Origin of the sequence: Hymenobacter koreensis, from assembly GCF_039541855.1 — a bacterium.
GTDB classification, from domain to species: domain Bacteria; phylum Bacteroidota; class Bacteroidia; order Cytophagales; family Hymenobacteraceae; genus Solirubrum; species Solirubrum koreensis.
Genome location: NZ_BAABHA010000002.1, coordinates 445,504 through 463,753, shown reverse-complemented (window position 1 = coordinate 463,753; position 18,250 = coordinate 445,504). Strand labels below are relative to the sequence as shown.

Genomic DNA, 18,250 nt, shown 5'->3' with positions numbered 1-18,250 from the left:
ACTGAACCGTCAAACTGCCTGTTTCTGTGCCGCTCGGGGCAAAAGTACACCGCTTTTCGGGGCATGTGTACCTACACCGATTCAGAAACAAGCATTGGCATTACCAAGCTTGGGTCCTATGTTTGCAAAAATTATCAGCAGTGGCCCGTTCCGACGATGGCCATGTTTCACAAGGGTTCAAACGAAAAAACTGGCTGCACGAGTGTAGGACGCGGTACATGTACTGATGGTGGGTCGACCTGGTCCCCACAATGCGGTTTCACACCCGCCTCCCCCAAGCCATTTCCCCTTACCCTGGCGCTTTTCCTGATACTGGCCCTTTAGAGGCTGGTCGCCGCGTAGTCTTCTTCCCCGAGCTGCGTTTCTGCTGCATTCTTTCGTCTTTCCGAGTCTGTTGCCCCAAGAGCGGCAACTAACCGCGCTTTGACCATGATTTTACGAGTTGCCAATGCTGCCGATGAGCAGTATGTGGACACGCTTTGCCAATGGTACGAGGAATCGGCCCGGCAGCGGGGCGTAGGCATTGCCAAACGCGACCCTAACTACTTGAAAAAGAAGATGGGACGCGGTGATGCCATTATTGCCTTCGTTGGCGAGCAGCTGGCGGGCTTCTGCTACATCGAGACGTTCGAGGACAACAAGTTTGTCGTCAATTCGGGCCTCATTGTAAACACCGAGCTGCGTCAGGAGGGCCTCGGCCGCGCCATCAAGCAGCGCGTGTTTGAGTTGTCGCGCACGAAGTACCCGCAGGCCAAGATTTTCGGCATCACCACCTCGGCGGCGGTCATGAAAATTAATACCGAGCTGGGCTACCGTCCCGTTACGTTCCCTGAGCTAACCCAGTCCGACGACTTTTGGAAGGGCTGCTCGGCCTGCAAGAACTACCCCATTCTGCAGGAGAACCAGCGCAAAATGTGCCTGTGCACCGGCATGGTCTACGACAAGCTCAACGACCAATACAGCCAGCCGGCGCAGGAATCCATCGACATCATCGAACCCATTAACCGGTAATGAAAAAGGTAGTTTTAGCCTACAGCGGCGGTCTGGATACGTCGTATTGCGTCGTGTACCTTACCCGCGAGCTGGGCCTGGAAGTACACACGGTCATCGTCAACTCGGGCGGCTTCTCGCCGCAAGAGCTGGCCGGCATCGAAAAGCGCGCCTACGAAATGGGCTCCAAGCGCCACGAGGTGATTGACGTAACCGAGCGGTTCTACCAACAGTGCCTACGCTACCTACTTGCCGGGAATATCCTCAAAAACGACACCTACCCGCTGAGTGTCAGTGCCGAGCGCATGTTTCAGAGCCTGGCGCTGGCCGAGTACGCCCGCGAAAACCAGGCCGACTACATTGCCCACGGCAGCACCGGCGCCGGCAACGACCAGGTGCGCTTCGACGTGGCTTTCTCGGTGATTTCGCCCAATACCGAAATCCTGACGCCCATCCGCGACCTGCGCCTCTCGCGCCAGCAGGAAATCGACTACCTGCAGGCCAGCGGCGTAGAAATGAGCTGGGAAAAAGCCAAGTACTCCATCAACAAGGGCATCTGGGGCACCAGCGTGGGCGGCGTGGAAACGCTGACTTCGCGCCAGGGCCTGCCGGAGTCGGCCTGGCCGACGCAGCTGAGCAAGCACGAGCCCCAGGAAATCAGCATCACCTTCGAAAAGGGGGAGCCGGTAGCCTTGAACGGCGAAACCATGCAGCCAGTGGACCTGATTGTGGCTTTGAATGAGCTGGCTGGGCAGTATGCCATCGGCCGCGACACCCACGTGGGCGACACCATCCTAGGCATCAAGGGCCGCGTGGGCTTTGAGGCCCCGGCGCCGCTGATTCTCATCAAGGGCCACCACCTGCTCGAAAAGCACACGTCTTCGCGCTGGCAGCTGCTGCACAAGGACTACATAGCCAACTGGTACGGCACGCTGCTGCACGAGGCGCAGTACCTCGACCCGGTGATGCGCGACATGGAAGCCTTCCTGGAGTCGTCGCAGGAGCGGGTATCGGGCACGGTGTACGTAACCCTGAAGCCCTACCAGTTTGAGTTGCTGGGCATCGAGTCTCCGTTCGACATGATGCAGTCAAAGGTGGCCACCTACGGCGAGGAAAACAACGCCTGGGACTCGCGCGACGCGAAGGGCTTCATCAAGATTTTCAGCAACCAGCTGCGCATTCATTCCTCTTTCAACGATGAAAATTAAGGTTGGCATCGTCGGCGGGGCCGGCTACACGGCAGGCGAGCTAATCCGCATACTGCTACACCACGAGTTCGTGGAGCTGGGCGCCATTGTGTCCTCATCCAGCGCGGGCAGCCCGGTGTACCAGGTACACGACGACTTGGTGGGCGAAACAGACTTGCGGTTTGTCTCCGAGCTGGCCGGCGACGAAGACGTGGTGTTCCTCTGCCTGGGCCACGGCAACTCCCGGGCGTTTCTGGAGAAGCATCCGCTGCCGGAAACCACCCACGTAATCGACCTCAGCAACGATTTTCGCCTGAGTGCCGACCGGGAGTTTCAGGACCGCGAGTTCGTGTACGGGCTGCCGGAGCTGAACCGCACGCGCATTCAGCAGGCGCAGAGCATTGCCAACCCTGGCTGCTTTGCCACGGCCATTCAGCTGGCCTTGTTGCCGCTGGCCCAGGCCGGCAAGCTCACCGACGACGTGCACGTATCGGCCATTACCGGCTCAACGGGCGCGGGCCAGAGCTTGGCCGAGACCGTGCACTTTTCCTGGCGCAGCAACAATGTGTCCATCTACAAACCGTTCACGCACCAGCACCTGGGCGAGATTGGGGAAAGCCTGGCGCAACTGCAACCCGAGTTGGGGAGTGAAATGCACTTCATTCCGTACCGCGGCAACTTCACCCGCGGCATCTTTGCCACGGTCTACACGCCGTCGGAGCTAACGCAGGACGAGGCGCGGACGCTGTATAAGGAGTTCTACGCCGACGCCGCGTTTACCACAGTATCGGACGCGGAAGTGCACCTGAAGCAGGTGGTCAACACCAACAAGTGCCTGCTGCACGTGCAGAAATTCGGCAAGCAGCTGCTCATTACCTCGGTTATCGACAACCTGGTGAAGGGCGCTTCGGGCCAAGCCATCCAGAACATGAACCTGCTCTTCGGCCTGCCCGAAACGACGGGACTGCACTTGAAAGCTGTCGGCTTTTAGCTGTTGGCTATCAGCCTCTTTCAAGAATACCTCGCACAATTTCCAAAAGCTAAAAGCCGACAGCTAATAGCCATCAGCTAACGAAAATGGAGCTTTTCAACGTCTATCCGCTCAACGACATCACGCCGGTGCGCGCCCTGGGGGCGCAGCTCTGGGACGACAAGGGAGAGCAGTACCTCGACTTCTACGGCGGCCACGCGGTCATCAGCATCGGCCACAGCCACCCGCACTACGTGCGGCGCCTCACCGAGCAGGTGCAGCAGATCGGCTTCTACTCCAACTCGGTGCACATCCCGATTCAGCGCGAGCTGGCTCGGAAGCTGGGCGAGGTGTCGGGCTACGCGGACTACGCGCTGTTCCTCTGCAACTCGGGCGCCGAGGCCAACGAGAATGCGCTGAAGCTGGCCTCCTTCCACACCGGCAAAAGCCACGTCATTGCGTTCAAGGGCGCCTTTCACGGCCGCACCTCGGGCGCGGTAGCCGCTACCGACAACCAGAAAATCGTGGCGCCCTTCAATGCCGGGCACCAGATCAGCTTCCTGCCCTACGACCTCGCGGACGTAGAGCGCGTGCTGCAAGCGGGCCAGACCTGCGCCGTCATCGTTGAGCCGATTCAGGGCGTGGGCGGCATCATCATGCCCTCCGACGAGTTTCTGCAGGGGCTGGAGCAGCTTTGCCAGCGGTACGGCGCGGTGCTCATTGCCGACGAGGTGCAGAGCGGTTACGGGCGCAGCGGTAAGTTCTTCGCCCACCAGCACGCCGGTGTGCGGCCGGGCGTTATTTCGGTGGCCAAGGGCATGGGCAACGGCTTCCCCATCGGCGGCATCCTGATTGCGCCGGAATTCCAGGCGTCGTACGGGCTGCTGGGTACCACTTTTGGCGGCAACCACCTGGCCTGCGCCGCCGCGCTGGCCGTGCTGGAAGTCATCGAGCAGGAAAACCTGCTGGCCCACGCCACGGAAATGGGCGAGTATCTGCGCACCGAATTGCTGGCCAACGCCGGTGCCCAAGAAGTGCGCGGCCGCGGGCTGATGGTGGGCATCAAGTACGATTTTCCCATTAAGGATATGCGCGACCAGCTGCTGACCGAGCACCACATTTTTGTGGGCAACGCTTCCGACCCCGGCGTGCTGCGCCTGCTGCCGCCCTTGAACATCAAACGGGAGGAAGTAGACCAGTTTTTGCAGGCGCTGTACGCAATTATTCCGGCGGAGGTAAGGAGTTAAGCGACTTGTGGCCTAACTTGCGGCCTTAATGAGTGGCACGACGAAGTTCACGAGCATAGCTCTTCTTCTGATAAGCTGCACGCTGCCGTTGCTTATAATTGCGCAGCCCCTGGCCGGTTCTTTTTCTGAAAGAGCGGCCACCCAATCCACTTTCCAGCAGTCGTGCCCGCCCGACTTCCCGATGCCTGACGTCTGGGAGCGGTATGGTACGGGACCGATTGATATACCTTCATTCGTCCCCGTTAGGCTTACCCCCTCGTTCGGCTGGAACAGACCCCTCATTATTGGTCCTGTTCCAGCCGAAATTGTTTCCGGGCAGTTCCAACAGCTGGCGGCTACGCCGTGCACCCGCAAAACGCCCGGCTTGGGGCGTCCCAGCACCGTCACGTTTCTCTCCCCGGCACGATTCCGATTAGGCTCGGATCGGGATGATGGCACATGCGCTACTTCATCCGATTCGGCGAAACTGGCACACTGCCGGATTACCGCAGAAAATCAACCATAGAGCAAACCCTTTTTTCGCAGAACAGAGTGGAAAACGCTAAATCGGTGAAGCTGGTGCTGGAAGACGGCACCGAAATCCAAGGCACTTCCTTCGGCGCGTATACCTCGGCCGCGGGCGAAGTGGTGTTCAGCACGGCCATGACCGGCTACCCCGAAAACCTGACCGACCCATCCTTCGCCGGCCAGATTCTGGTGCTGACTTACCCCATGGTGGGCAACTACGGCGTACCGGGCGAGGAACTGTACGAGTCGATTTCCCGCATTTTCGAGTCGGACAAGATTCACATTGCCGGCTTGGTGGTGAACTACTACTCCGAGCAGCACAGCCACTGGAACGCGGCCAAAAGCCTCGGCGACTGGCTGAAGGAGTACAACATCCCCGGCATCTTCGGCGTGGACACGCGCATGCTCACCAAAGTGCTGCGCGAGAAAGGCGCCATGCTGGGCAAAATCGTAGCCGAAGAAGACGTGCCTCTGCACGACCCGAACCTGGAAAACCTGGTGGCCCAGGTAAGCCCCGCGGGCGTGCAGCGCTACGGCAGCGGCCAGCACAAAATCGTGCTGGTGGACTGCGGCACCAAAACCAACATCATCCGCTGCTTCCTGGAGCGCGACGTGGAGCTCATCCGCGTGCCCTGGGACTACGACTTCACCCAGCTCGCCTACGACGGCCTATTCCTCTCGAACGGCCCCGGCGACCCGAAAATGTGCACCGCCACCATCGAGCACCTGCAAAAGGCGCTGCAGCAGGACAAGCCCATTTTCGGCATTTGCCTGGGCAGCCAGCTCATGGGCCTGGCCGCCGGCGGCGACACCTTCAAGCTCAAGTACGGCCACCGCAGCCACAACCAGCCGGTGAAGCTCACGGGCACCATGCGCAGCTTCATTACCTCCCAAAACCACGGCTTCGCGGTGGACACCGCCACGCTGCCCGCCGACTGGGACATGCTGTTCGAAAACCTGAACGACGGTACCTGCGAAGGCATTAAGCACAAAACCAAACCCTTCTTCTCCACTCAGTTTCACCCCGAAGCCGCCGGCGGACCGCAGGACACGGAGTTCCTGTTCGACGACTTCCTGAAGGCCGTAGCCGAGCACAAATCAGCCAAGTAGATTGGCCTAAAGGTGCTGCGGTGCGTCAGCCCGAAGAGAGCAGTGGGCCATGTTTTATGAACAGGGGAATAAAGGGTTCCTTGTAAGCGTCATTCATAGAGCTTACTCTCATGCAGCTAAAAGATAGAGGTTTCCCAAACTGGGGCTACTTGCTACTAGGCGCCACGGTTTTCGCCCTGTACTTATTTGTCAAGAACATGGGGCAGCGAACGGTGCTGAAGGCTGCGCTAGGGCAGCCAGCCGAGGTGATTGATCGGGCCATGAATTCGGCCAGAGAGTTTCCCAGGATAACCAGAAGAACCGGAAGAATAACGGCCAAAAACTTCAAGCTTGAAAAACTCGGTGCGAAAAAGGACTCCCTCGCGTTTCGATTCTTCTTGGACGGTGAAGACGCCGACGCAATCATCAAGATCTGGATGGCTAAACGGCCGTCCGGTGAATGGGAAATAGTGAAAAGCGACACCCTGTTTACAAATTCTGCCCCGCTGCCAAAGCAATAGTCTGCAACTGATTTAGCTCGACTGCCATTTAACACGACCGCACCAGCGGCCTGTTACCCAACCCTCAGAATGAACAAACCCAATAAAGTTCTCGTCCTCGGTTCCGGCGCCCTCAAAATCGGCGAGGCCGGCGAGTTTGACTACTCCGGTTCGCAGGCCCTGAAGGCGCTGAAAGAGGAAGGCATCCGCACCATCCTCATCAATCCCAACATTGCCACCGTGCAAACGTCGGACAACATTGCCGACGACGTGTACTTCCTGCCCGTGACGCCTTACTTCGTGGAGGAAGTCATCAAAAAGGAGCAGCCCGATGGCATTCTGGTGGCGTTTGGCGGCCAAACGGCCCTGAACTGCGCCGTGGCCTTGTTTCGCGCCGGCGTGTTTGAGAAGTACGGCGTAAAAGTGCTCGGCACGCCCGTGCAGTCCATCATCGACACCGAGGACCGCGACATCTTCAAGGAAAAGCTCGAGCAGATTGGCGTGTTGTCGGCCCGCAGCGTGGCCGTTACCACAATGGAAGACGCCCTGGCGGCGGCCGAAAAAATCGGTTTCCCCATCATCGTGCGGGCGGCGTTTGCGCTGGGCGGCCTGGGCAGCGGCTTTGCCAACAACATGGACGAGCTGCGGGCCCTGGCCCAAAAGTCTTTCACCACCTCCGACCAGATTTTGGTGGAAGAATCCTTGAAGGGCTGGAAGGAAGTGGAGTACGAAGTGGTGCGCGACCAGTATGATAACTGCATTACGGTCTGCAACATGGAGAACTTCGACCCCATCGGTATTCACACCGGCGAGAGCATCGTGGTGGCGCCGTCGCAGACGCTCAGCAACCGCGAGTACCACAAGCTGCGCAGCATCGGCATCCAGACCATTCGTCACCTGGGCATTGTAGGCGAGTGCAACATTCAGTACGCCCTCGACCCCGTTTCCGAAGATTACCGTGTGATTGAGGTGAATGCGCGCTTGTCGCGTTCCTCGGCGTTGGCTTCCAAGGCCACGGGCTACCCGCTGGCGTTTGTGGCCGCCAAGCTAAGCTTGGGCTACTCGCTCTCGGAGCTGAAAAACAGCGTAACCCAGACGACCTCGGCGTTTTTCGAGCCGGCACTGGACTACGTGGTGGTGAAACTGCCGCGCTGGGACCTGGGCAAATTTGAGGGCGTGAACCGGCAAATTGGCAGCGCCATGAAGAGCGTGGGCGAGGTCATGGCCATCGGAAAATCCTTCGAGGAAGCCATTCAGAAGGGCCTACGCATGCTGGATACCGGCAAGCGCGGCTTCGTGGCCAACAAGCCCGAAATGGCCGACAACGCCACCATTGACCAGCTGCTGAGCGAGCCGAACGAGGAGCGCATTTTCGCCATCAACCTAGCGTTTGAGGCCGGCTACACCCTGGCGCAGGTACACGCGCTGACCAAGATTGACCATTGGTTTTTGCAGCGCCTCTACACCATCTTCCAGCTCGGCAACCAGTTGGCCGAGCGGCGCGCCTCGGGCCTGAACGCGCTGGAAACCGAGCTGCTGCGCGACGTGAAAAAAGCCGGTTTCTCCGACCAGCAAATTGCCGTGAAACTGCTGGGCGAAGGCGACGTGAAAGCCGACGAGCTGCTGGTGCGTGCCCGCCGCAAGGCCCTGGGCGTGCTGCCCGTTATCAAGCAAATCGACACTTTGGCGGCCGAATTCCCGGCCAAAACCAACTACCTCTACAGCACCTACCACGGCACCGAAAACGACCTGGACCGCGAAGCCAGCAAGTCCATTGTGGTGCTGGGCTCGGGCGTGTATCGGATCGGCAGCTCCGTGGAGTTTGACTGGTGCGGCGTAAATGCCGTGCAAACCGCCGCCGAGGAGGGTTACAAAACCATCATCATCAACTACAACCCCGAAACCGTGTCGACCGACTACGACGTGTCGGACCGGCTGTACTTCGAGGAGCTGAGCTTCGAGCGGGTGATGGACATTCTGGAGTTCGAGCAACCCAGCGGCGTGATTCTAAGCACCGGTGGCCAGATTCCGAACAACCTCGCTACCCGTCTGGCCGATGCCAATGCGCCCATTTTGGGTACTGCCCCGGCCCGCATCGACGAGGCCGAGAACCGCCACAAGTTCAGCAGCATCATGGACGAGCTGGGCATTGCCCAGCCCCGCTGGAAAGAGCTGACTTCGTTGGACGCGATGTTCGAGTTTGTGAGCGAGGTGGGCTACCCCGTACTGATTCGGCCTTCCTACGTGCTGTCGGGCGCATCCATGAACGTGGTTTCCAACGCGTTTGAGATGGAGTCGTTCCTGAAGGCGGCGGCCGAAGTAAGCGCCGAATACCCGGTGGTGGTGTCGGAGTTTATTCAGGAAGCCAAGGAAATTGAGCTGGACGCGGTGGCCGACAAGGGCGAAATCGTGAGCTACGCCATTTCCGAGCACGTGGAGTTTGCCGGCGTGCACTCCGGCGACGCCACCATGTACTACCCGCCCCAGCGCGTGTACGTGGGCACGGTGCGCAAGCTCAAAATCATTGCCGAAAAGATTGCCAAGCGCTACGAAATCAGCGGGCCGTTCAATATCCAGTTCTTGGAGAAAAACCGCGAAATCCGGGTGATTGAGTGCAACATCCGCGCCTCCCGCTCTTTCCCGTTTGTGAGCAAGGTCTCGGGCCACAACCTCATCCGCAAGGCCACCCAGGTGTTGCTGGGCAAGAAAGTGGAGCGCGACGCGAGCGAGCTGGTCTACGACCTGCCCTTTGTGGGCGTGAAAGCTCCGCAGTTCTCGTTTACCCGCCTGCCCGGCGCCGACCCCGTGCTGCGCGTAGACATGGTGAGTACCGGCGAAGTAGGCTGCCTGGGCGACACGGCCGAGGAAGCCCTGCTGAAATCGATGCTGAGCGTGGGCTACAAGATTCCGCAGAAGTCGGTGCTGATTTCCAGCGGCCCCATCCTCTCCAAAATAGCGCTGCTGGAATCGGCGCGGCTGCTTGTGCAAAGTGGCTACAGCATCTACGCCACGCAGGGCACGCACCGCTTTTTTGCCGAAAACAACGTACCCAGCTCCCTCGTCTTCTGGCCCGACGACCACCAGGAGCCCAACGTGCTGACCTACCTCAAGGAGAAAAAAATTGACCTGGTCATTAACATTCCCAAGAACCTCTCCAAAGGCGAGCTGGACAACGACTACAAAATCCGCCGCACTGCCGTGGATTTCGGCGTGGGCTTGCTGACAAATGCCCGCCTGGCCAAGGCGTTCATTCAAGCCTTCTGCACGCTGGAAATGAAGGACCTCAAGATCAAGAGCTGGAACGAGTACAAGGCCATGTAGCGCGGCGTTAATGCTGCTCTGCATTGCTGAGAAGAGACCATCATATTAAGCTTGCCGAGATGTCTCGCGTGCTGATTCCAGGTAGTATTGTCTGATGTTAGCGGCAGAGATGCTTCGGCAAGCTCAGCATGACAGTCTGCTTTCGTACCCTCAGTTGCAAACAAAGCGTATCTATGAAGCTAGTAATTTGTCTTTCTGTATTGATCCTTACATCCTGCGTAGATCATTTTAGCGAAGATGCACTTTATGGATCTTACACTCCCATAGAATACAATAATAATTATGATACTATTTTGTTGTCAAAGGATAATCAATATCAGCGCAGAGTATGGGATAAAAATAAAAAATTATTGCTCAATATGAAGGGTAGTTGGTATCTACATGGAGGTACGCAAGTCCAGTTTTATTCGTTCTATTTTAATCTAGATGACGATTTAGTCAAATTTCCGCACTTAATAAATGATACCACCGGTGGCTCTAGCTCCCTTGTAAAAAGTAAAAATGGTGTTATTAAACTCCGATTTAAATACCTCAATGGAGAAACTTTATACCAACAAGTGTCAAATAAATAATAGTAAATACGTATTATTTTGTTCGTACAGCTGCTTTAAAAAAATAGAAAAAATAACCAGCTGGCGAATAATAAATTCAAGCAACCTACCCCATGAACAAATTCACCTCGTTCGCCGACGTCCCAGACTACCGCGCCTTGCTTAAACAGGCGCTGGAGATTAAGCAGAACCCCTTCGGATACCAGCACCTTGGCCGCAACAAAACCGTCGGACTCATTTTCTTCAACCCTAGCCTGCGTACCCGCCTCAGCTCCATCAAGGCCGCCTACAACTTGGGGGCGCAAGCTTGGGTACTGAATGCCGGCGCCGATTCCTGGACCCTAGAAATGGCTGATGGCGCGGTGATGAACGGCGGCACGCAGGAGCACATCAAGGAGGCCATTGCCGTGATGAGCCAGTATTGCGACGTGCTGGGGGTACGCACCTTCCCCACGCTCAAAGACAAAGCCGAGGACTACGAGGAGGTGGTGTTTAACAAGATCCTGCAGTACGCCACCGTGCCCGTTATCAGCCTGGAAAGCGCCACGCTGCACCCGCTGCAAAGCTTCGCCGACCTCATTACCGTGGCCGAGCACAAGCCGAAGGAGCGCGTGAAAGTGGTACTCACCTGGGCCCCGCACGTGCGCGCCCTGCCCCAGTGCGTGCCCAACTCCTTCTGCGACTGGTTCTCGGAAGTAGACTGGGTTGACTTCGTTATAACTCACCCCGAGGGCTATGAGCTGGACGAGAAGTTCACCAAAGGCGCCCGCATCGAGTACGACCAGCGCAAAGCCCTGGAAGGCGCCGATTTCGTGCAGGCCAAAAACTGGAGCAGCTACCGCGACTACGGCCAGGTACTCAGCACCGATCCCGCCTGGATGCTCACGCCCGAACACATGGCCGGCACCCACAACGCCAAATTCCTGCACTGCCTGCCCGTGCGCCGCAACGTGGAAGTCTCCGATGCCATTCTGGATTCGCCCAACTCCCTGGTTATTCAGGAAGCCGGTAACCGCGTGTTTTCCATGCAAACTGTGCTGCACGAGATGCTGAAGTAGCACCTGTTTTCATTTGTCATCCTGAGACGCAGTCGAACCGAAGGAAGGCGAAGCCAAGGACCTTATCACTGCTGAACGAGTCGCTACTACGATGGTCGTTCACGCGTGGTAAGGTCCTTGGCTTCGCCTTCCTTCGGTTCGACTGCGTCTCAGGATGACAGAAAAGCTTAGCTGGCGGCGCGCAAAGCGGAGGTTGGAACCACGTCCAGCCGCAGAATTTTCTCTTTGTAATCGTCAGGAAGCAGGCTGGCCCGCGCCCATTTGCTGAAGGGCAGGTGCTGGGTGTAGCGGTACACGAACAGCGCGGGCAGCAGCCACGGTGTGCGACCCAGGCCCAATAGGGTATTCACTTGCGCCGGGGTTACCACGCGCTGAGCTTGCAGCAGCAGGCGGTAGCGCAGCTTGCCCAAATGGCGGGCGTATTGTTGGTACAAATCGGCGGTGAAACGGCTGTACTCTAAGTGGTTTTCCAGGCTGCCTTGCCGCGCCGTAAGCCACTCCGCGTACGTAGCCGGCAAATCAGGAATACCCATGCGCTGGCCTACCCGGGCAAACACCTCGAATACCTCTTCTTTCTCCGCCAAAGTCAGCGGCCGCTCCAGCGTTTCGTACGCCCGAATGGAGTAGTCGATGAGCATGAACGATACGTCGCGGTAGGCCCAGGCCGGGATAGACATGCCGCGCTTGGATTCTACGGCCGCGTGAATGGCGTTAATGCTGTCGATAGCGCGTTCCGCTGCCTCCCGTTCGGCAAATACGATTTGGCGGGCGTACTCCACGGTGGAAAACAGGCGAGCCAATGGGTCGGCGGGGAGGCGGCCGGTGAAGTAAAGCCAATCGACGGCTTTGTTGAGGGCAAACTCGGCGGCAGCGCCTGCAAAAATGAACAGAACGGTATCGGCCTTGCCCCATATGGTCCGGACCACTGAGTTAGGGGCTACGAAGTACTCCTGGCGCTGCGACATAGGCTACTGGTAAGTGTTGCTCAACGCCAAACGTTCTCCAAGCTGGTTTGGTGTCGATGTTTCAAATTTATTAAAAGAACTTTGAAATACAAAGTAAGTATAAGCTTTGCCATATCCCTCAACTTGTGCACGCGGATTGAAGTGCGGCGCAGCCAATGAAAACATAACCAGCATAAATGCCAAAGCGCCTGCAAATCAGCATTGCAGGCGCTTTTGGGTATTTCAGCGTTACTCCTAAATATTAAGTCGAGAGAATCTCGATCATGCGCATGAAGCTTTGGTTGAGCGGCTTTTTGCGCTTGATGCAGTCCTCGAACGGCGTGTACACCAACTTCCGGTCGATAATGCCGGCCATAACCGAGTGCATGCCGTTGATAAGGCCTTCCACGGCCGCAATACCAATTTGCGAGGCCAGCAGACGGTCGGCCGCCGAGGGTGCGCCGCCCCGCTGGATGTGGCCGATAACCGTTACCCGAACATCGAGCTCGGGAATGGCTTCTTTCACCTTGGCCGCTACGGTAGTTGCATTGCCTTCTTCGTCGCCTTCGGCTACTACTACTAGGAAGGAAGACTTTTGGCGCTTGCGGCCGGCCTGCAGCATATCGATAACCGATTCGAGCGACTGTTCCTGCTCGGGCACCAGCACAATTTCGGCCCCGCCGCCAATGGCGCAGGGAATGGCAATGTAGCCCGAGTCGCGGCCCATCACCTCCACAAAAAAGGCGCGGTCGTGCGAGTCGGCTGTGTCGCGGATCTTGTCGATGGCTTCCAGGGCGGTGTTCACGGCCGTGTCGTAGCCGATGGTGTAATCGGTGCCGTACAGGTCGTTGTCGATGGTGCCGGGCGCGCCTACGGTAGGAATGCCGAACTCCTGCTCGAAAAGCTGCGCGCCGGTAAAGGTGCCGTTGCCGCCGATAACCACCAGGCCTTCGATGCCGTGGTGTACCAGCTGGTTGTAAGCTTCTTGCCGGCCTTCGCGGGTGGTGAATTTCTGGCTACGCGCGCTTTTGAGGAGGGTGCCGCCGCGCTGCACCATGTTGGCCACGGCGGTGGTGTCGAGGCGCACAATCTCGCCTTTAATCAGGCCCGAATACCCGCGCATGATGCCGTATACCTCTACTCCGTGGTAGAGGGCCGTGCGCACTACTGCCCGCACGCACGCATTCATGCCCGGCGAGTCCCCCCCGCTCGTCAATACTCCGATCCGTTTCATGTTGTCGTGGCGCTAAAAAAATGGGCTTGAACCGGGTGCGCCTTCCCAGCGTCCAAAGCGCAAGTGACTCAAGTGCTGAGCCGTTTGTGAAAAACTCGGAGGCATTTCGGCCAGAGGCAGCCTACTACCCACCAAGGTACTTATTTCTCTCACCGAGGCACTTCCCTGTACGCGGCCGCTGCTACGACAGCCGCGAAAGAAAGGCCCGGCGTGCAAAGACCACCGTTGGCGAGCCGCTAACGGTGGTCTTTGACTTAACCGCCGTTCAAACAAAATCAACTGTTTGAACGGCGGTTGGCTTTGCCGGTTAGGGGCGGCGGTTCATGCAGTTCAGGTCTTCGAAAGCCTGCTGCAGGCGGGCCACAAAGGTTTCTTCGCCTTTGCGCAGCCACACGCGGGGGTCGTAGTACTTCTTGTTGGGCGAATCGGCACCGGTGGGGTTACCGATCTGGCCTTGCAGGAAGCCTTCGTTCTTCACGTAGTAGTATTTAAGGCCTTCCCAGAACGCCCACTGCAGGTCGGTGTCGATGTTCATTTTGATGGCACCGTAGCTGATGGCCTCGCGGATTTCCTCCTGGCTGGAGCCCGAGCCGCCGTGGAATACGAAGTCGATGGGCTGCTCGCCGGTGCCGAAGTGCTCCTGCACGTACAGCTGCGAGTTGTGCAGGATTTTCGGCTGCAGCTTCACGTTGCCGGGCTTGTACACGCCGTGCACGTTGCCAAAGGCGGCAGCCACGGTAAAGCGCGGGCTCACCTCGCTCAGCTCTTTGTAGGCGTAGGCCACTTCCGAGGGCTGGGTGTAGAGCTTCGACGAATCCACATCGGAGTTGTCCACACCGTCTTCTTCGCCGCCGGTTACGCCCAGCTCAATTTCCAGCGTCATGCCAATTTTGTGCATGCGCTCCAGGTACCGCTTGCAGATTTCGATGTTCTCCTCAATCGGCTCCTCCGACAAGTCGAGCATGTGTGAGCTGTAGAGCGGCTGCCCGAACTGTGCGAAGTGCTTTTCGCCAGCAGCCAGCAGGCCGTCGATCCAGGGCAGGAGTTTCTTGGCGGCGTGGTCGGTGTGCAGTACCACGGGCACGTCGTAGAGCTCGGCCATGAGGTGCACGTGCTGAGCACCCGAAATGGCACCGGCAATGCTGGCGCGCTGGTCGCCGTTAGGCACCGACTTGCCAGCGAAGAACTGCGCACCGCCGTTCGAGAACTGAATCATGACGGGCGAGTTCACAGCCTTGGCCGTTTCCAGCACCGCATTCACGGTGTTCGTGCCCGTTACGTTAACTGCCGGCAGGGCAAAGGCGTTGGCCTTGGCGTACTGAAAAAGGGACTGGATTTCGTCGCCGTGGAGTACACCGGCGCGCAGTTGGGTAAGAGTTTGTTCAGCCATGGATGAAGGAAAGGGAATGTCGAGGAGAGGAGCGCAGAGCGCGGCAAGCCGCGAGGTGGTAATAAAGAATGAGCGGTTATACCAGTCGGCCCGGAGAGGCAAAGCAGGTAGTCCAAATCAGATACAAGAATAAGCAACCTAGCGGGAACCGCCCAGTGCTTTGGCAGGCCGCAAGTTACAGCCGGTGACTTTCTAACCGTGCCTCTGTACGTAAAACTTACCTGCACGCTCGTGGCTAGCCGATGTAAAGCCAACGGGAAAGGCCTGAGGTACGTCGTGCGTATTTACTCGCGAAACATAAATATAATGCACAAGTAAAACGGCACCGAAGCATCTGATTATCGGGTAGCGGTTAGTGGGGCAGTAGCTGAAGCCAGACAGGAAGAGGTAACGAAGCAGGCTGAAGGAGCCAGGAAAGCAGAATAGGGAGGAATTGCGCAATGAGCGGCAACAGCGCGTGGGAATTGAGGTTTACGGTGCTATTTTGCCGGCTCCGTTGTCCGCGGCCCGTATCAGAGCGGGTATTGTTTTACCTGTTGAGGCCGTTGGAGGAATTTCCAATTGGGTTGCGCCATTCGCGGCCCTGGACTACGTACCAAGATGGCAAATCGTCGGGCTTCCCTTACAGACTTGGCCAAGGCACTAAACCTGTCGGCCTCTACCATTTCGCGGGCGCTATCCGACCACGAGGACGTGAGCGAAGCGACCAAAGCGCGCGTGCGGCAACTGGCCGACGAGCTCAATTACCAGCCTAACCAACTGGCCGCTGCTTTACGTCGCGGCCGCAGCAACACGCTGGGCGTGCTGGTGCCGCACATTACCGGGCACTTTTTCCCGCAAGTGGTGCACGGCATTGCCACCGAGGCCAGCAAGGCCGGCTTCAACGTGATGATCTGCCAGTCGAACGAAGACGTGAAGCAGGAGCGCAAGAACATCGACCTGCTGATGAATGCGCAGGTAGAGGGCATCCTGGTGTCGCTGGCCAACACCACTAAAGACTTCAGCCACTTCGAAGCTGTGCGCAAGCAAAACCTGCCGCTCGTGTTCTTCGACCGCGTGGTGGAAGACTTCGGGGGCAGCAACGTTAGCGCCGTGGTGCTCGACGACTACCAAGGGGCCTACCAAGTGGTGGCCCACCTCATCGAGCAGGGCTGCACGCGTATTGCGCACTTCACCGGGCCGCTGCACCTGAACATCCACAAAAACAGGCACCAAGGCTACCTCGATGCCCTGCAAGCCCACGGCATTCCCGTGGATGAGCGCCTGACTGCGCTTTGCCCGATGAACCAGCAGGGCGGCCAGCAGGCCATGGAAAAGCTGCTGAAACTGCCGCAGCCACCCGATGCCATATTTTCCTCGAACGATTTGGCTGCGGTGGGCGCCATGCAAACCGTAAAAGCGCACGGGCTGCGCGTACCGCACGATATGGCCATTGCCGGTTTCAGCAACGAGGTGTTTACCACGCTCACCGAGCCCATGCTGACTTCCGTGGATCAGCACTGCGAGCAAATGGGCAAAACAGCGGTGCGCCTGCTGCAAAAGATGCTGAAAAGCCCCGCCGAAAACCACGAAACCCCGCCACCGATTATTCTAAAGCCGGATTTGCTGGTGCGGGAATCGTCGATGCGGAAGCAGGCCCCGGTAGCCTAAAATACAAGAAGGACGTTAGATCCAGTCATCCTGAGGCGCAGCCGAAGGACCTTCTTAACTCTAGAACGACCATCGTAACACCGACTCGTTCTGACGTAAGAAGGTCCTTCGGCTGCGCCGCAGGATGACAAACGTAGTGTTATGGAAAGGCTAATTCAGACCCACCTTGCCCTTCGCAGATTCGAAAATCTTGGCTGAATCGAAGCCGACGCCGTTTTTGAATACGGTGTCCATGTTGCGAATCTGCTTGATGTCCTGCTCCGGGTCGCCGTTCACCAGCACCAAATCAGCCCGTTTGCCAGCTTCAATGCTGCCGATTTCCTGGGCGCGGCCGAGGTAGGTGGCGCCGTTTAGGGTGCTGATGCGAATGGCTTGTACGGCCGTAAAGCCGCCTTCTACCAGCAGCTCAATTTGGCGGCGGTTGGAGTAGCCCGCAATGGTGCGGCCGGCGCCGGTGGGGTCGGTGCCGGCTACCAGCAGGCCACCGGCGTCGTAGAACATTTTCTCCCAGGCTAATTCTTTTTTGAATAGCGCCACGCTGGCCGAATCCTTCTGCTGGTTTTGCTTCCAGGTAGTGGTTTCGCGTTCCTGCAACTGTGGTATCAGGGCTTCCATGCCACCGCCCAGTACGGCTTCGCGGCCGGTGTAAGGCTCGAATACCGGCAGGGTAGAAGTGAGGGCCACGCCTTTGCTGATGAGCAGCTTAATGAGGTCGGCCATGGCGGGGCTATTCACGGGCAGGTTTTGCAGGCCGCGCCGGGCGGCGGGGTAGTCGCAGGCATCGGCTACTTTGTTGGCCGCGAAATCGGAGCTGGCCATAAAGCCATGCTCAAGGTTGTCGATGCCCATTTCGGCGGCTTCGCGGTAGCTGATGGCGCAGAGGTGGCCGGTTACTTTCAGGCGGCGCTGGTGGGCCTCGCGCAGCACGGCGGCCAGGTCGGCGCGGGTGGCGTGCATGTACATTTTAAAGGACGTGCAGCCCCTGTCGGCCCAAAACCGCACGGTAGCGGCCGCATCTTCGGGGCCTTTCACGGTGTTCAGCGCCGGAATATCCATGCTCGGCTCCTCAATGTAGGGCGCCGTTACGTCCATGTCGGGGCCAATGTATTTGCCTTCGCCAATGAGCCGCTGAATGGCCAAATCGGTTTGCGGCTCGATGCTGCCCGCCGTACGAATGGTGGTGGCGCCGCCCGCCAAATACAGCCGCGGAAAAGAGTACGGCATTTGGGCAATGTTGAAGAAACCACCCGCCGGCATGGTGTAGTACAGGTGCTCGTGCAGCATCACGAGGCCTGGAATGAGGGTTTTGCCCGCGCAGTTTATTACCTGCGCGTCCTTAGGCACTTTCACTTTCTTAACCGGTCCTACCTGCACAATGCGGCCGTCGCGCACCAGCACGGTTTGGTGCAGCTGCGCCGGGCGGCCGGTGCCGTCAATCACCTTGGCGTCGGTAAGGGCAATAAGGGGAGCGTTTACCTTGATGAACTCGCGCACCTGCGGCGTGAATTGCTGGGCCGATACGGACAGACTAGGCAGGGCGGCCAGCAGCGCAGCCGTGAACAGGTAATGGAAGGAAGTCATAGCGCGAGGAAAAGGCACGGGGCTTTCGGTG

Annotated in this window: 14 protein-coding genes; 10 read left to right on the top strand and 4 right to left on the bottom strand. The window is 58.1% G+C overall.

Features of this window, described 5'->3' with window-relative positions; genetic code table 11:
• The first annotated feature begins 429 nt into the window (after positions 1-429).
• The 9 genes from ABD903_RS04870 to ABD903_RS04830 all read left to right on the top strand — a co-directional run bounded on the left by ABD903_RS04870 (position 430) and on the right by ABD903_RS04830 (position 11,420).
• On the top strand, positions 430-1,011 hold the full coding sequence (locus tag ABD903_RS04870) for a GNAT family N-acetyltransferase (RefSeq protein ID WP_345221913.1): 582 nt from the start codon (positions 430-432) through the stop codon (positions 1,009-1,011).
• Positions 1,011-2,198 carry an argininosuccinate synthase gene (argG, locus tag ABD903_RS04865; RefSeq protein WP_345221912.1) on the top strand — a complete coding sequence of 396 codons (1,188 nt, stop codon included), beginning with the start codon at positions 1,011-1,013 and terminating at the stop codon, positions 2,196-2,198. The genes ABD903_RS04870 and argG overlap by 1 nt, the downstream gene beginning before the upstream one ends.
• Positions 2,188-3,168, top strand: coding sequence for an N-acetyl-gamma-glutamyl-phosphate reductase (argC, locus tag ABD903_RS04860; protein ID WP_345221911.1), 981 nt, complete (start codon positions 2,188-2,190; stop codon positions 3,166-3,168). The genes argG and argC overlap by 11 nt, the downstream gene beginning before the upstream one ends.
• Before the next feature lie 86 nt (positions 3,169-3,254).
• Positions 3,255-4,394, top strand: coding sequence for an aspartate aminotransferase family protein (locus ABD903_RS04855; protein ID WP_345221910.1), 1,140 nt, complete (start codon positions 3,255-3,257; stop codon positions 4,392-4,394).
• 531 nt (positions 4,395-4,925) lie between these two features.
• Positions 4,926-6,011, top strand: a complete 1,086-nt coding sequence (gene carA / locus ABD903_RS04850) for a glutamine-hydrolyzing carbamoyl-phosphate synthase small subunit (RefSeq protein WP_345221908.1) — start codon at positions 4,926-4,928, stop codon at positions 6,009-6,011.
• A 110-nt stretch (positions 6,012-6,121) separates the two neighbouring features.
• On the top strand, positions 6,122-6,511 hold the full coding sequence (locus tag ABD903_RS04845) for a hypothetical protein (RefSeq protein WP_345221906.1): 390 nt from the start codon (positions 6,122-6,124) through the stop codon (positions 6,509-6,511).
• A 69-nt stretch (positions 6,512-6,580) separates the two neighbouring features.
• On the top strand, positions 6,581-9,811 hold the full coding sequence (carB, locus tag ABD903_RS04840; RefSeq protein WP_345221905.1) for a carbamoyl-phosphate synthase (glutamine-hydrolyzing) large subunit: 3,231 nt from the start codon (positions 6,581-6,583) through the stop codon (positions 9,809-9,811).
• 173 nt (positions 9,812-9,984) lie between these two features.
• Positions 9,985-10,383: a hypothetical protein gene (locus ABD903_RS04835; protein ID WP_345221903.1), complete on the top strand. Its 399-nt coding sequence runs from the start codon at positions 9,985-9,987 to the stop codon at positions 10,381-10,383.
• A gap of 92 nt (positions 10,384-10,475) precedes the next feature.
• Positions 10,476-11,420: an N-acetylornithine carbamoyltransferase gene (locus tag ABD903_RS04830; protein ID WP_345221901.1), complete on the top strand. Its 945-nt coding sequence runs from the start codon at positions 10,476-10,478 to the stop codon at positions 11,418-11,420.
• A 167-nt stretch (positions 11,421-11,587) separates the two neighbouring features.
• Here the strand turns inward: ABD903_RS04830 and ABD903_RS04825 are convergent, their stop codons facing one another.
• From ABD903_RS04825 to fbaA, 3 genes are all read right to left on the bottom strand, one after another.
• Positions 11,588-12,385 (bottom strand): oxygenase MpaB family protein, encoded by a 798-nt coding sequence (locus tag ABD903_RS04825; RefSeq protein WP_345221899.1) that lies wholly within the window; start codon positions 12,383-12,385, stop codon positions 11,588-11,590.
• Between the two features lie 241 nt (positions 12,386-12,626).
• Positions 12,627-13,598: a 6-phosphofructokinase gene (gene pfkA / locus ABD903_RS04820; RefSeq protein ID WP_345221897.1), complete on the bottom strand. Its 972-nt coding sequence runs from the start codon at positions 13,596-13,598 to the stop codon at positions 12,627-12,629.
• 307 nt (positions 13,599-13,905) lie between these two features.
• Positions 13,906-14,988, bottom strand: a complete 1,083-nt coding sequence (gene fbaA, locus ABD903_RS04815; protein WP_345221896.1) for a class II fructose-bisphosphate aldolase — start codon at positions 14,986-14,988, stop codon at positions 13,906-13,908.
• A gap of 600 nt (positions 14,989-15,588) precedes the next feature.
• Here fbaA and ABD903_RS04810 point away from each other — a divergent pair.
• Positions 15,589-16,638, top strand: coding sequence for a LacI family DNA-binding transcriptional regulator (locus ABD903_RS04810; RefSeq protein WP_345221894.1), 1,050 nt, complete (start codon positions 15,589-15,591; stop codon positions 16,636-16,638).
• 150 nt (positions 16,639-16,788) lie between these two features.
• Here ABD903_RS04810 and ABD903_RS04805 read toward each other — a convergent pair whose 3' ends face one another.
• Positions 16,789-18,219: an amidohydrolase family protein gene (locus ABD903_RS04805; protein ID WP_345221892.1), complete on the bottom strand. Its 1,431-nt coding sequence runs from the start codon at positions 18,217-18,219 to the stop codon at positions 16,789-16,791.
• Positions 18,220-18,250 lie beyond the last annotated feature (31 nt).